Annotated in this window: 13 protein-coding genes; 2 read left to right on the top strand and 11 right to left on the bottom strand. The window is 72.5% G+C overall.

Annotated elements, in window-relative coordinates; genetic code table 11:
• Positions 1-30: 30 nt before the first annotated feature.
• From ACFWU3_RS17430 to infC, 8 genes are all read right to left on the bottom strand, one after another.
• Positions 31-1371, bottom strand: coding sequence for a transcriptional regulator (locus ACFWU3_RS17430; protein ID WP_384437658.1), 1341 nt, complete (start codon positions 1369-1371; stop codon positions 31-33).
• A gap of 449 nt (positions 1372-1820) precedes the next feature.
• A complete protein-coding gene (gene pheT, locus ACFWU3_RS17425; protein WP_384437655.1) occupies positions 1821-4349 on the bottom strand; it encodes a phenylalanine--tRNA ligase subunit beta in 2529 nt (842 codons plus the stop codon).
• Positions 4349-5476, bottom strand: coding sequence for a phenylalanine--tRNA ligase subunit alpha (gene pheS, locus ACFWU3_RS17420; protein WP_356706012.1), 1128 nt, complete (start codon positions 5474-5476; stop codon positions 4349-4351). Before pheS ends, pheT begins: the two co-directional genes overlap by 1 nt.
• Before the next feature lie 114 nt (positions 5477-5590).
• Positions 5591-6712 carry an ATP-binding protein gene (locus tag ACFWU3_RS17415; RefSeq protein WP_384437652.1) on the bottom strand — a complete coding sequence of 374 codons (1122 nt, stop codon included), beginning with the start codon at positions 6710-6712 and terminating at the stop codon, positions 5591-5593.
• Between the two features lie 100 nt (positions 6713-6812).
• Entirely contained in the window at positions 6813-7652 is an 840-nt protein-coding gene (locus ACFWU3_RS17410; RefSeq protein ID WP_384437649.1) for a TrmH family RNA methyltransferase, read from the bottom strand.
• 110 nt (positions 7653-7762) lie between these two features.
• Positions 7763-8149 (bottom strand): 50S ribosomal protein L20, encoded by a 387-nt coding sequence (gene rplT / locus ACFWU3_RS17405; protein WP_384437647.1) that lies wholly within the window; start codon positions 8147-8149, stop codon positions 7763-7765.
• A gap of 112 nt (positions 8150-8261) precedes the next feature.
• Positions 8262-8456 (bottom strand): 50S ribosomal protein L35, encoded by a 195-nt coding sequence (gene rpmI, locus ACFWU3_RS17400; protein ID WP_313947359.1) that lies wholly within the window; start codon positions 8454-8456, stop codon positions 8262-8264.
• 117 nt (positions 8457-8573) lie between these two features.
• Positions 8574-9242, bottom strand: coding sequence for a translation initiation factor IF-3 (infC, locus tag ACFWU3_RS17395; RefSeq protein ID WP_384437789.1), 669 nt, complete (start codon positions 9240-9242; stop codon positions 8574-8576).
• Between the two features lie 401 nt (positions 9243-9643).
• Here infC and ACFWU3_RS17390 point away from each other — a divergent pair, with 401 nt between their 5' ends.
• Positions 9644-10006, top strand: coding sequence for a DUF1844 domain-containing protein (locus ACFWU3_RS17390; protein ID WP_384437644.1), 363 nt, complete (start codon positions 9644-9646; stop codon positions 10004-10006).
• Here ACFWU3_RS17390 and ACFWU3_RS17385 read toward each other — a convergent pair.
• Positions 9997-10749: an SseB family protein gene (locus tag ACFWU3_RS17385; RefSeq protein WP_384437641.1), complete on the bottom strand. Its 753-nt coding sequence runs from the start codon at positions 10747-10749 to the stop codon at positions 9997-9999. The genes ACFWU3_RS17390 and ACFWU3_RS17385 overlap by 10 nt on opposite strands.
• Positions 10750-11038: 289 nt before the next feature.
• Here ACFWU3_RS17385 and ACFWU3_RS17380 point away from each other — a divergent pair, with 289 nt between their 5' ends.
• Positions 11039-11740: a serine hydrolase gene (locus ACFWU3_RS17380; protein ID WP_384437638.1), complete on the top strand. Its 702-nt coding sequence runs from the start codon at positions 11039-11041 to the stop codon at positions 11738-11740.
• 101 nt (positions 11741-11841) lie between these two features.
• Here ACFWU3_RS17380 and mycP read toward each other — a convergent pair whose 3' ends face one another.
• Together mycP and ACFWU3_RS17370 are read right to left on the bottom strand one after the other, a co-directional pair.
• The gene (gene mycP, locus ACFWU3_RS17375; protein ID WP_384437635.1) at positions 11842-13017 is read right to left on the bottom strand and encodes a type VII secretion-associated serine protease mycosin; all 1176 of its coding nucleotides are present in this window, start codon (positions 13015-13017) and stop codon (positions 11842-11844) included.
• Complete coding sequence (locus ACFWU3_RS17370; protein WP_384437786.1) at positions 13014-13799, bottom strand: hypothetical protein; 786 nt, start codon at positions 13797-13799, stop codon at positions 13014-13016. The genes mycP and ACFWU3_RS17370 overlap by 4 nt, the downstream gene beginning before the upstream one ends.
• Positions 13800-14088 lie beyond the last annotated feature (289 nt).

The following is a 14088-nucleotide window of genomic DNA, read 5'->3' as shown; positions in this document are numbered from 1 at the left end:
GTAGATGGCAATATCGCAGCAGGAGCTCGGTCAGAGGGGAACGCGCAGCGCTCCGTCGATGAGTTCGGCGGCCTCGTCGGCGTTGGCGCAGCCGCTCAGGACGAGATGCTCACGTACCGCGCGCAACCGGTCCCGCAGCCGCTGCGATTCCATGCCCCGCGCCCGCTCCGCCATCTCCACCGCCGTGCGGGCCGCGCGGTCGACCTCGCCCTGACGGAGCTCGATCTGACAGAGCATGGCGAGCCGGTGCACCCGGCCACGGTCGTGCGCCGGCGTGTCGACGGCGGCCGCGGCGTGCTCACGGGCCGCCTGAAGGTCGCCGAGGCTGAGCAGGGCCTCCGCCACCTGGACGTTGACGAGTCCGGGCTGCACATAGCCGGTCTCGTCGGGCTCGTGCCCCGGACGAATGCGCCCGGCCTCCAGTTCGGCGCGCCGTATGCAGCGCAGAGCGCTGCTTCCGTCACCCAGGTGCGCGTACGCCTTGGCCTGCATCGCGTACAGATCGGCGGCCAGGGCAGGGGTGATCCGGTCACCGGCGGACCGCAGCGCGGCCTCCGCGAAGGCCACCGCCTGCCGGTGCTCGGCCATGAACAGCGACTGGTTGACCAGCAGCGCTATCACGTAGGCGCCGAGTCCCCTGTCCCCACTGGCCTTTGCCAGACGCAGCGCCTGGTGGAAGTAGCGCTGTGCGAGGCCGTGGGCGTCCGAGTCGTAGGCGCAGATTCCGGCGACCGCCACCAGACCGCCCGTCGCACGGTGCAACTGGCGGCCGAGGGCGTCGCTGTAGCCGCCGCGCAGCAGCGGCGCGGTCTCGGCGTTGAGGAATCCGACGATGCGGGCGCGGGTCGCGATGCCGCCCGCCCTGCGGTACATCAGCTCGTAGTGCGCGCGGGCGGCGCGCAGCATCGTGATGTCGGCCATGCTCACGCGCGTCTGCCCGGAGCGGGACACGTCCGCGTCCTCGGGCGGGTTCTCCCACTCCCACACCGGCATCACGGCGGGTGTGCCGGTGACCGCGGGAGCCTCGATGATGTGCCGCCGCTGCTGTTCGTCGCAGCGCCACAGGGCGGTGGCCCGCTCCACGAAGCCGGACAGCGGCGAGCCGGGGGGCATCACGGAGTCACCGTTGACCCCGAGTCCGATGTCGCCGAGCGTGATGGCGCGGTGCAGCCGGCCGGCGAGCACCTCGCAGATCAGGTCGGGAACCTGGCCGCGCGGACGCTGTCCCTTCAACCACCGTGCCACGGCCGTGTGTTCGTACCGGAGCGCAAGACCCCGGGCGCGGCCGGCCTGGTTCACACGTGCGGCGAGGCCCGCGTGGGAGATGCCCGCCTCGTCGAGCAGGGCGTCGAGCAGGGTGTTGGGCTGCATGAGGCCCCTCCGTTGGCTCGGTGCGCCCAGCCTAGTAGAGGACGATTCGCACGGGGTGTGAACGGAGTGCCCCGATCTGTGCCACGCGCGCTCTGCCGCCGTACGGTTCGCGCCGGTTGACTGAAATGCCTCTCATGGAGGCGGCCGGACCGTCGGCTCCCCCTCGTACAGTGCGGCGGTCCTCGTTCGCGTCGTCTGCCCTGCTGATCTGCCCGACACTCCGCGGCAGGGCGGGCGGCGCCGGCCGCACGGCAATCCCTTGGTTGCCTTTCGCTGCACTGGTTGCAGAAGGCGAGCGATTGGAGGATTCCGGCCCGGGTACGGCGCCTGCACGGCGTACCCATGACAACACCGGCGAGGCAGGTTCCCCAGCCTCGCCGGTGTTGGCGTTCTCTCACGGTTTCCCGCGGTTGTCGTGCCGGCGTCCGGGGCGGGCCCCGGTGCGCGCGTCAGGCTCCGCGCAGGACCGCTCCCGTACGCTCCGACGCGAGAGCCACCGCCGCGTCGCGCGCGGCCGAGGCCTCCTCGACCGTCAGCGTCCGGTCGGGCGCACGGAACTTCAGCGCGTATGCCAGCGACTTCTTGCCCTCACCGATCTGCTCGCCGGTGAAGACGTCGAACAGCCGGATGGACTCCAGCAGTTCGCCCGCGCCGTCGGTCAGCGCCTTCTCCACGTCGGCGGCCGGGACCTGCCCGTCCACGACCAGGGCGACGTCCTGGGTCGCGACCGGGAAGGTGGCGATCCGCGGAGCCGGTACCGTGCCCGCGGACGCCTGCTCGACCAGGTCCAGGTCGAGCTCCATGGCGCAGGTGCGGGCGGGCAGTCCGAGTGCCTTGAGGACACGCGGGTGCAGCTCGCCGGCGTGGCCCGCGATGCGCTCCTCGCCGTCGACCACCACGACCAGTTCGGCGCAGCGGCCCGGGTGCCACGGGCCGTACTGACCCTGGCGCACGGTCAGTTCGGTCCTGGCCTCGGCGGCGATGGAACGGGCGGCCTCGACCGCGTCCGCCCATTCGGCCGGACGGCCCTTGCCCCACCAGCCGGCCTGCTCGCGGGCGCCCGCGAGGACGACCGCCGCGTGCCGCGGCTGTGCGGGCAGCACGGCGTCCAGCTCGGCGATCTCCTCGTCGGTGGGCCTGCGGTCCACCGGCAGCCGCACTGCGACACCGGGAGTCCGACCGGCCAGGAAGACCAGACCGGTCTCGAAGAGCGCGAGGTCGTGGCTGCCGCGGCCGTCGTTGCGGCGCAGCGCGCCGAGCAGCCCGGGCAGCAGCGTCGAGCGCAGCGCGGGCTCCTCGTCGGAGAGCGGGTTGACGAGCTTGACGAGGCGGCGCTTCGGATCGTCCGCCGCGAGACCGAGCTGGTCGAGGACCTGCTCCCCGATGAACGGGTAGTTCAGCGCCTCGACGTAGCCGGCGCCGGCCAGCGCACGGCCGAGCCGGCGGTGCAGCCGCTGGCGCTCGGTGAGCCCGCGCCCCGGCGGCGGCTTGGGCAGCGTCGAGGGCAGGTTCTCGTACCCCTCCAGCCGGATGACCTCTTCGGCGAGGTCGTTCGGCGCGGCGAGGTCCGGCCGCCACGAGGGGACGGTGACGACGAGCTCGTCCTGGCCGTAGACGTCGCAGCCGACCTCCTGGAGGCGCCGGACGACGGTCTCGCGGCCGTAGTCGACGCCCGCCACCTTGTCGGGGTGGTCGGCGCGCATGGTGACCGTACGCGGCGCGGACGGCGCGACGACGTGCGTGACGCCGGCCTCCGCGGTCCCGCCGGCGAGCAGCACCAGCAGGTCGACGGTGCGCTGCGCGGCGGCCGCGCCGGCCTCCGGGTCGACCCCGCGCTCGAAGCGCCGGGACGCCTCGGACGCCAGCTTGTGCCGCCGGGCGGTACGGGCGATGGAGATCGGGTCGAAGTGCGCGGCCTCGATGACGACCTCGGTCGTGCCCTGGACCTCGCCCGTCTCCGGGTGGGTCTCCGCGTCCGCGATCTCGGTGTTGGCTCCGCCCATCACACCCGCGAGACCGATGGGTCCGCGGCTGTCCGTGATCACGAGGTCGCCCGCGTCGAGGACGCGCTTCACCCCGTCGAGGGTGGTGAGCTTCTCGCCGGCCTCGGCCCGGCGCACGCCGATCGGCCCGTCGAGACGGGTGCGGTCGTACGCGTGCAGCGGCTGGCCGAGCTCCAGCATCACGTAGTTGGTGATGTCGACGGCGAGCGAGATCGGGCGCATGCCCGCCTTCTGGAGGCGGCGCTGGAGCCAGATCGGCGACCGGGCCTCGGGGTCGAGCCCGACGACGGTGCGCGCCGTGAAGCGGTCGCAGCCGCCGGGGTCGGAGACGTTGACCGGGTAGCCGTAGGCGTTCGGCCCGGGGACGTCCAGGAGGGCCGGGTCGCGCAGCGGCAGGCCGTACGCGGTGGCGGTCTCACGGGCGACGCCGCGCAGGGACAGGGCGTAGCCGCGGTCGGGCGTGACGGCGATGTCGAGGACCTCGTCGAACAGCTCGAGCAGCTCGGTGGCGTCGATGCCGGCCTCGTACTCGGGCGGCAGCACGATGATGCCCTTGGTGCCGTCGTCGCCCATGTCCAGCTCGCTGCTGGAGCAGATCATGCCGCGGGACATCCGGCCGTACGTCTTGCGCTCGGCGATCTGGAAGTCGCCGGGCAGGACGGCGCCGGGCAGGGCCACGACGACCTTGTCGCCGACGGCGAAGTTCCGGGCGCCGCAGATGATCTCCTGCGGCTCGCCCGTCCCGTTGGCCTGGCCGACGTCGACCGTGCAGTGGCGGATCGGCTTCTTGAACTCGGTCAGTTCCTCGATGGTCAGGACGCGGCCGACCACCAGCGGGCCCTTGAGCCCGGCGCCCAGCTGCTCGACGGTCTCGACCTCGAGGCCGGCGGCGACAAGCCTGGTCTGTACGTCACGGCCGGTCTCCGTCGCCGGCAGGTCGACGTACTCCCGCAGCCATGAAAGCGGGACCCGCATCAGATCTCCATCCCGAACGGCCGGGTGAACCGGACGTCACCCTCGACCATGTCTCGCATGTCTTCGACGTTGTGGCGGAACATCAGCATCCGTTCGATGCCGAACCCGAAGGCGAATCCGCTGTACTTCTCCGGGTCCACACCGCAGGCGACGAGCACCTTCGGGTTGACCATTCCGCAGCCGCCGAGCTCGATCCAGCCCTCGCTGGAGCAGGTGCGGCAGGGCCGGTCGGGGTTGCCGACGGACTCGCCCCGGCACACGTAGCAGAGCATGTCCATCTCGGCGGACGGCTCGGTGAAGGGGAAGTAGTTCGGGCGCAGCCGGGTCTTCATACCGGCGCCGAAGAGCGCCTGGACCATGTGGTCCAGGGTGCCCTTGAGGTCGGCCATGGTCAGACCCTCGTCGACGGCCAGCAGCTCGATCTGGTGGAAGACGGGGGTGTGGGTGGCGTCCAGCTCGTCGGTGCGGAACACACGGCCGGGGCAGACCACGTAGACCGGCGGCTCCCGGTCGAGCAGGGACCGGGCCTGGACCGGGGAGGTGTGCGTACGCAGCACGACGCCGGACTCGTCACCGTCGGTGCCCGCGGGCCCCTGGACGAAGAAGGTGTCCTGCATCTGCCGCGCCGGGTGGTCCGGCGTGAAGTTCAGGGCGTCGAAGTTGAACCACTCCGCCTCGGCCTCGGGGCCCTCGGCGACCTCGTACCCCATGGAGACGAAGACGTCCGCGACGCGTTCCATGAGCGTGGTGAGCGGGTGGCGGGCGCCGGCCGGGATCCGGTCGTACGGCAGCGTGACGTCCACCGCCTCCTCGACCAGCACGCGGGTGTCGCGCTCGGCCTCCAGCTCGCCCTGACGGGCGGCGAGCGCCTTGTTCACGGCGCCGCGTGCCTGGCCGACACGCTTGCCCGCCTCGGCCTTCGCCTGCGGGGGCAGCGCGCCGATCTCACGGTTGGCGAGCGCGAGCGGCGAGGTACCGCCGGTGTGCGCGACCTTCGCGTGGGCGAGCGCGTCGAGGTCGCCGGCGGCCGCGAAGGCGGCGAGCGCCTCGTCCCGCATGCGCTCGATCTCTTCCGGTTTCAGTGCCTCGACCTCGACAGGGTCGTACGACTTGTTCGGTGCCGACATCTCTTCCCGTGCTTCCGATTGGCTGATGGCGCGGCCTTGCTCGACGAATGAGGACGCAAAGGTGCCAAAAGCCGAGTCTAAAGGTCGCTTGGACGCTGCGAAGCCCGTGGGCGCCTACGCCAGATAGGCAGGGGCGCCGACGGGCAGGATAAATCGGAACTCGGCGCCGCCGCCGGGACCGCGGCCCACCGTGATCGTGCCGCCGTGCGCCTCGACGATGCCCTTGACGATGTAGAGGCCCAGACCCGTCCCGCCGCGCTTGCTCCCCCGCCAGAAGCGGGTGAAGACACGGCCCATCGACTCCTCGGGGATGCCGGGGCCCTCGTCGCTCACGGTGACGGCCGTTCCCTTCTCGTCGTCCTTCGCCGATGCCGGCGCCACCTCGATGGTGACGGTTCCGGCGCCGTGGCGCACCGCGTTTTCGAGCAGGTTGCCGAGCACCTGGTCGATCTTGTCGGGGTCCGCCCACAGATCGGGAAGATCATGGCGGATGCGCAGCAGGAAGCGGTCGGCGCGCTGGCCGCTGGCTATGTGGGCCTGGACGTGCCGGCCGACGGCCGCGGACATGTCGACGGGCTGACGGCGCACCTCGAGGCGTCCGGAGTCGATACGGGAGATGTCGAGCAGTTCGGCGATGAGGCGGGTGACCCGGTTGGCGTCGGCGTCGACGGTCTCCAGCATCAGCCGCTTCTGGTCGTCGGTGAAGCGTTCCCACTTGGCCAGCAGGGTCGCCGTGAAGCCCTTGACGGAGGTGAGCGGGGAACGCAGTTCGTGGGCGACGGTGGCGATCAGCTCGGCGTGGCTGCGTTCGGTGCGGCGGCGGGCCTCGGTGCCGCGCAGGCTGACGACGAGCCGGCGTATCGGCCCGGTGGGGCGCTCGCGGACGTACCGGGCGGAGACCAGTACCTCGCGGCCGCCCGGCAGCAGGAGGTTGCGCTCGGGCTGGCCGACCCGGGTGGCGAGTCCGCCGTACGGATCGGTCAGGGTCCACCAGCGGCGGCCCTTGAGGTCCTCCAGCGGAAGTACCTGCTCCAGGGGGTGCCCGAGGGCGTCTCGCCGGGCCACGGCGGTGATCCTGACGGCGGCGTCGTTGAAACAGATCACCCGGCCCGTCTCGTCGGCCACGACCAGCCCGTCGGCGAGATCGTCGGGGTCGATGCCGAACCACCCGGGTCCGTCGGAAGGACCCCGCAGAGCCCCGTGCGTCTCCGCGGGCCCGCTCGTCCCCACAGCCATATCCCCGTACCCCACCTCTCCGCCGGCGCAGTGGGTCCCCGAGCCCGTCACCCTACTAGCTGAAGGTGACGGAGCGGACCCCCTGAGCGAGTACCGCCGGTCAGCGGGTACTGCCCGCGCGCTGGGCACGCGCCGAGGCATAGAGACATACGGCCGCGGCGGTCGCCAGGTTCAGGCTCTCGGCCTTTCCGTGGATGGGCACCCGGACGACCGCGTCGGCGAGGGCGCGGGTCTCCTCGGGCAGCCCCCAGGCCTCGTTGCCGAAGATCCAGGCGGTGGGTCCGCCCATGGTGCCGGCGTCGAGTTCGTGGTCCAGGTCGTCCTCGCCCGCGCCGTCGGCCGCGAGGACGCGGACGCCCGCGTCCCTGAGCCCCTGGACGGCTCGCTCGACGGGGACGCCGGTCGCCACGGGGAGATGGAAGTGGGATCCGACGGACGCGCGGACGGCCTTGGGGTTGTAGAGGTCGACGGAGGCGTCGGTGAGGACGACGGCGTCGGCGCCCGCGGCGTCCGCGCAGCGCAGGACGGTGCCGGCGTTCCCGGGGTCGCGCACATGGGCGAGGACGGCGACGAGGCGGGGCCGCGCGGCGAGGACGGCCTCGAAAGGCGAGTCCAGGAAGCGGCAGACACCGACGAGCCCCTGCGGGGTGACGGTGGTCGAGATGTCGGCGATCACCGACTCGTCGGCGAGGTGCACCCGGGCTCCGGCGTCGCGTGCCGCGCCGATGATCTCGGCGTACCGCTCGGCCGCGTCGAGGGTGGTGAACAGCTCGACGAGGGTGGGCTCCCCGCCCGCGCGGTGCGCGGCCGCCTCGCGTACGGCCTGCGGTCCCTCGGCGAGGAACAGCCGCTCCTTGCCGCGGAAGTTCCGCTTCGCCAGCCGCCGGGCGGCGGCGACGCGCGTCGAGCGCGGGGAGATCAACTCGGGGGCGGCTGCCATTAACTCACCTTCGGGTGCGCGGGAGGGCGGTACGGACGGCGGGCCGGACGCACACGGACCCGCAGGCCACAGGGCCTGCGGGTCCGGTCACATCCGGTACGACGCGCCGGTCAGGCGGCAGCCTTCGGGGCGTTGACGTCGCTCGGGAGCGCCTTCTGGGCGACCTCGACGAGCGCGGCGAACGCGTTGGCGTCGTTGACCGCGAGGTCGGCGAGGATCTTGCGGTCCACCTCGATGTTGGCGGCCTTCAGACCCTGGATGAGGCGGTTGTACGTCATGCCGTTCTGGCGGGCAGCGGCGTTGATGCGCTGGATCCACAGCTGACGGAAGTCGCCCTTGCGCTTCTTGCGGTCGTTGTAGTTGTAGACCAGGGAGTGGGTGACCTGCTCCTTGGCCTTGCGGTACAGGCGCGAACGCTGACCGCGGTAGCCGGAGGCCGCCTCGAGGATCGCCCGGCGCTTCTTGTGGGCGTTGACTGCCCGCTTGACGCGTGCCACTTGTTAACTCCTTGTAGCGGGGCTGGGATTCACAGTTCGACTCATCCAGCCCGGAAACGAATTAGGTCCCGGTCTCGGCGTCCCGTCCCCGGTCACCCGGGGACGGAGGACGTCACTTGCCGAGAAGCTTCTTGATCTTCTTGGCGTCGGCCGGAGCCATCTCCGCGTTGCCGGAGAGGCGACGCGTCAGCGTGGACGGCTTGTGCTCGAGCAGGTGGCGCTTGCCGGCGCGCTCACGGAGCACCTTGCCGGAGCCGGTGATCTTGAAGCGCTTCTTGGCACCGCTGTGCGTCTTGTTCTTCGGCATCGCGCCGTTCTCTCCTCATCAGTGGCGCTCCCCCGGTGCGGGCACCGGCGTGCGGGAGCGTCAGTCGTGGTTGCTGGTCCGAGCGAACCCGGGGCGCCTGGGTGGCGCCCCTGCGGGTCACGCCTCGGAAGGCGTCTCGGTGGGGCTCTCGGCCTCGGCGTCGGCGTCGGCGGACGCGTCGGCCGGAGCCTTGGCGGTGCCGGCCTTGCGTGCGGCCTGGGCCTCACGCGCCTCGGCCATGGCCTCGGTCTTCTTCTTGTGCGGGCCGAGAACCATGATCATGTTCCGGCCGTCCTGCTTCGGGTTCGACTCGATGAATCCGAGGTCCTCGACATCGGAAGCGAGACGCTGGAGCAGGCGGAAACCAAGCTCGGGTCGGGACTGCTCACGACCACGGAACATGATCGTGATCTTGACCTTGTCCCCCTGCTTGAGGAACCGGACGACGTGACCCTTCTTGGTGTCGTAGTCGTGCGGGTCGATCTTCGGCCGGAGCTTCATCTCCTTGATGACCGTGTGCGCCTGGTTCTTGCGCGCCTCACGGGCCTTCATGGCCGACTCGTACTTGAACTTCCCGTAGTCCATGAGCTTGCACACGGGCGGACGGGCGTTCGCCGCGACCTCGACCAGGTCGAGGTCGTACTCCTGCGCAAGTTCAAGGGCCTTGGCAAGCGGAACAATCCCGACCTGCTCGCCGCTGGGACCGACAAGTCGCACTTCGGGAACGCGAATCCGGTCGTTGATGCGGGGCTCGGCGCTGATGGATCCTCCTCGGTAGCACCACACGACTGTCTGGCAGACAGCCGCGTAACGTCTGTTTTCAGTGAGACCAACCGCACCGGAAAGCGAAAAATGCCCCGGACGGGACACAGGCGGGAGCTCCTCGAATACCGGAACACCGCCGCGTCGACCGCGGGGCGTACATCGGGCGACTCCATCGTCCGTACGGAACGATGGGCGCCGCCTGACCGGTGACCCGCCGTCCCGAGGGACAGCCAGGTGGGAGATCGGAGCCTCCACTTGTGGGCCGGGCACGCAGGTGTCCGGCCGGTCGTCACACAAGGTTAGCAGCTCTGGCCGGAAGGAGCTAACCGGTGGCCGGGAACACGTCTCGCGCGAGACGCCCGGGAACGCCGGGCACCGGGCAGGGGAAAGGCCGGATGAGGGGTGGGCATATCGTGTGCCCCATGAGTGACGCGACCACCCCTTCCGAGTCCCCCGACTTCGACGCCATGACCCGCGACATCGCCGAGGTCCCCGCCGTCGAGGTCATCGTCACGGTCGCGGTGAACCTGATGAGCGCCGCCGCCGTCAAGCTGGGCCTGACGGAGGACGCCGCCGACCACAAGGACCTGGACGAGGCACGCAAGCTGGTGCACGCGCTGGCCGGTCTGCTCGACGCGAGCACCACCGAGATCAGCTCCTTCCACGCGGCGCCGCTGCGCGACGGGCTGAAGTCGCTGCAACTGGCGTTCCGCGAGGCCTCGCTGGTTCCCGACGAGCCGGGCCAGGGCCCGGGCGAGAAGTACACCGGTCCGGTCTACGGCTGACCGGCCGACGAACCGACGCGTACGAACAGGGGCTCGCCGGGTGGCGTGGCCGCGGCCGGCAGCAGTGCCAGGTCGAGGCCCCGCACCAGGCGGGCCCTCAGTGCGTCGTGGGCGGCGAGCGCCTGTGCGACCCGGCGCGCCGCCTCCGCGGGCACCGCGTCCGCGGTGAGGACCAGGGCCAGGGTGCCGTCGGCACTGCCGGGGCCCAGATGGGCGCGGAGCACCGCGGGCTCGGCCGCGACCACCTCGCGGACCGCGCCGGAGACGGCGGGATCGTCGAGCGGGTCCGCGCTGGTGCGCCCCTCGGCCAGCGCCAGCAGCGCACGGCCGCTCAGCTGGTACGGCACCGGGCCGGCGAGGTCGAGCACGACAGTGTCGGCCTTCTCGTGGGCGGCCGCCTGAAGTGCCTGGTGCAGCGGTACGGCGACGGGCCTGGCGGTGGGGTCCCAGCGGGCCAGCGAGGCGATCGAGGTGAAGGCGGGCAGTGCGCGGCGCTCCCCCGCGGTCAGCGTCGGCACGGCCATGTCGCTGGTCTTCTCACGGCGCAGACCGTTCTCGTCCTCCTCGACCTCGCCGAGGACGGCGACGACGGGGACGAGGAGCCGGGCGCCCCGGAGTGCCTCCAGCACCGGTCCCTCGGCGGTCCGGTCCTCGGCCCACGCGGCGAGCGCCGCCTCCAGGGCCGGATCGGCGGTTCCGTCGTCGTCGGAGAAACCGGGGTCGGGAATGTTCTTGAGCTCCACGCACCGAGCCTAACCCCGGTGCCGCAGGCCCTTTCTCACCGGACCCGCAGGCGGGACACAGCTGTCCGCCAGGTGCGGTCCATGGCTTGCGGCCCATGTCTCTCCGCCATGGCGCGCGCACCCGCCGACCGGTCGTCCTCGCTGCGACGGTGGCGGCCGTGATGGGCGGGTACGTCGCCGTGGGCGCCCACTCCCTCGGGCGCACGCCGGACGCCGTGCCGTCCGCAGCCGTATCGTCGCCCTCGCCCGCTGCGTCCCGCAGGGGACGGTTCGGACGGCGGAGGCCGCGGTGGATCTCGACGCGGCGCTGGCCAGGGCGCTGGAACCGGTCGGCCCACGGGCCGGCGCATCGCTGTCGGTCGCGGTGCTGGACACCGCGAGCGGGGACACGGCGGTCCACGGGAGTGAGGCGTACGACACCGCCAGCATCGTCAAGGTCGGCATCCTGGCTGCTCTGTTGCTCCGGGCCCAGGACGAGGGACGGTCGCTGACCGCCGAGGAGCGGACCCGGGCGGCCGCCATGATCCGGCTCAGTGACAACGACGCCGCGACAGCGCTCTTCAGGGCCGTGGGCGGGGCGGCAGGGCTCGACGCGGCCCATGCGCGGCTCGGCCTGACCGAGACGGCCGCCGCGGACGCCTGGGGGCTGACGCGGACCACGGCCCGGGACCAACTGGTGCTGCTGCGGGCCGTGTTCGGCACGGACTCGGTACTGAACGAGGACTCGCGCTCCTTGGTGCAGGCGCTGATGGCGGACATCGCGGCGGACCAGGACTGGGGGGTGTCGGCGGTGGGCACCGGCTGGGCGCTGAAGAACGGCTGGATGCCGCGGACCGCGACCGGGCTCTGGGACGTCAACAGCATCGGGCGGGTGTCGGTGGACGGCCGGGTCCTGCTGGTCGCGGTCCTCTCCGAGGGACATGCGAGCAAGAAGGCCGGCATCGCGGTGGTGGAGGCGGCGGCGCGGGCGGCGGTCGGCGTGATGTCGTGATGTCGTGATGTCGTGATGTGAGGGTGACGGGTGGGTGCCGGACCAGTGGGGGTGGTGCCGGAACCGTGCGGGTGCGCGCAGGCAGGCCGGGTCCGGCGGCGTCAGCCGCGGGTGGTGCGGCCGCCGCGCCACAGGACGACGGCACCCGCGAGCACCAGTGCCCCTACGCCACCGGCCACCGGCGCGAGCCAGCCCGCCGGTTCCGCGCTGTCCTTCGCGGGGTCGGGTCCGCCCCCGAAGTACTGCTTGTCGTAGCCCGCCTTCGCCGCCTTCACATCCGCGGGGCGCAGCTTCGCCGCCGCCTTGATCGCGGCCGCCGGGTCGACCATGCCATGGCCACGGGCATCGTCACGGCCGCCCTTGGGGCCGTTGCGCGCGGTGTCGGCGAGGAGCTTCTTGATCTGGGCGGGCGTCAGGCCGGGGTGCGCCGACCGTACGAGGGCGACGGCACCCGAGACGAACGCGGCTGCCGCGCTGGTGCCCCAGCCCTGGTAGTACTTCCGGTCCGGGTCCGGGATGACGATGTCGACGCCGGGCGCGCTGACCGTGGCGTACCAGCGCCGGGTGGAGAAGGCCGCGTGCGTGCCGAAGCGGTCGACGGCGGTCACGGCGATCACGCCGGGATAGGCGGCCGGGTACGAGATGTGGTCGCCCTTCTCGCCGCCGTTCCCGGCCGACGCGACGATCACGGAGCCCTTGGCCAGGGCGTACTGGACGGCGGCGTCCTCGCCCGCCTCCGCGTGCGCCGACTCGCTGTCGTCGCCGAGCGACATGTTGATCACGTCGGCGCCCTGGTCGGCGGCCCAGCGGATGCCCTGGGCGAGCGCGGTACCACGGGACTTGCGGGCCTTCTCGCGGGCGGCGTCGGTGCCTTCGAGGATGACGCGCACCGGGAGGATCTTCGCCTCGGGCGCGATGCCCATGACCCCGTCCTCCTGGCCCGGACCGTGGCCGTGGGCCGCGACGATGCCGGCCATCGCCGTCCCGTGGCGTGCCCAGGCGCGGTCGCCGCGGCCCGCGCCGAAGCCGATGAAGTCCTTGCCCGGCAGGACGGAGCCCGCGAGGTCGGGGTGTTCGTCGTCGACGCCGGTGTCGAGCACGGCGACCGTCATGCCCTCGCCCTTGGTGGTACGCCATGCCTCGTCGGTGTTCATGGCCTCCAGACCCCACTGCTGGGTCCGGATGCCGTCGGCGTGTGCGGGAGCGGCCGGCAGGAGGGTGAAGGCGACGGCCGCGCACAGGGCGGCGATGCGGTGGCCGCGGCGGGTTCTGGTCATTCCGGCGCCTCCGTGGCCGCGCTGAGGGTCCGGCGCAGGGCGCCGCCGATGCCGTCCGCGAGGCCGGCGGCCTCGTGCCCGAGACCGGCCTGGGCGGGCGCGGTGGTCGCCCCGTTCGCCTTGGCCGCTGCGGCGGGCTGCGGGTCGGCGACGGTGCGGCCGTCGGCGAAGCCGGAGACGGCGTAGACGATCACGGGCGCCTCGGTGAGGACGTCCACGGTCCAGCTGGCACGCTGCGGGTCGCCGAACCCGGCGGCGACGGTGCCCTTGGCCGGGAAGGCCCGGGGCATGAGGTCACGCCGCTCGGAGAGCTTCTCCTTCGCGAAGCGGGACTTCAGCGCGGCGACGGACTCCGGGTCGCCGTCGGTGAAGACCAGCCCGACGGTGGTGACGTTGCTGGCCGTCGCGTCGGTGTACGTCGCACGCAGGACGCGGGCGCAGCCGACCTGCCGCAGGGTCGTGACGAGCAGCGGGTCGAGCGCCGACGCGCAGGCGCTGTCGGGTGCGACCGCTATCCGTGTCCACACCCGGTCGGCACCGCCGGGGCCCGCGCCGTCGCCGCTGAGGGTCCGGGGGAAGAGCGTGTCCACCGGGGCGCTGTGCCAGAGCGTGCGGGCATCGGCGTACGCGGTGTCCGTCGCGGGATCGGCACTCGAGTCCCCGGTCAGCCAGCTGCCGGTGGCCGCACCGCCGATGAGCCCGAGTCCGAGGACGACACAGCCGAGGGCGCCGATCGCGCGCAGCGGACGGCGGGCGGGTACCGGACGCAGCCGCGTGGTCATCTCGTTCGGCGTCTCCGGCGGCACCCAGGAGTACGCGGGCGGCGTCGCGCCCGGCCGCGGGGTGAGGTCGACGGCTCCGACCGGCCTCCGCCGCGGCGGGGCGGCGGGCCGGGGCGGCGCCTCGGGCGCCGGACCGCCCGCGGGCGCGGACCGGGGCGCGGTGATGGGCCGCAGCCGGGTGGTGGTCTCGACGGGCGGGGTGTCGGGCCGGGGCGGCGCGGCCGGGGGCTCCATGATCCGGGCGGCGAGCGGCGCCGCGGTCTCGCGCTGAGGCCCCTGGGGCCACGGG

This window comes from Streptomyces sp. NPDC058685, assembly GCF_042714725.1.
Taxonomy (GTDB): Bacteria; Actinomycetota; Actinomycetes; order Streptomycetales; family Streptomycetaceae; genus Streptomyces.
Note: the sequence above shows the minus strand (reverse complement) of the source record. Positions and strands in the feature narration are given on the sequence as shown.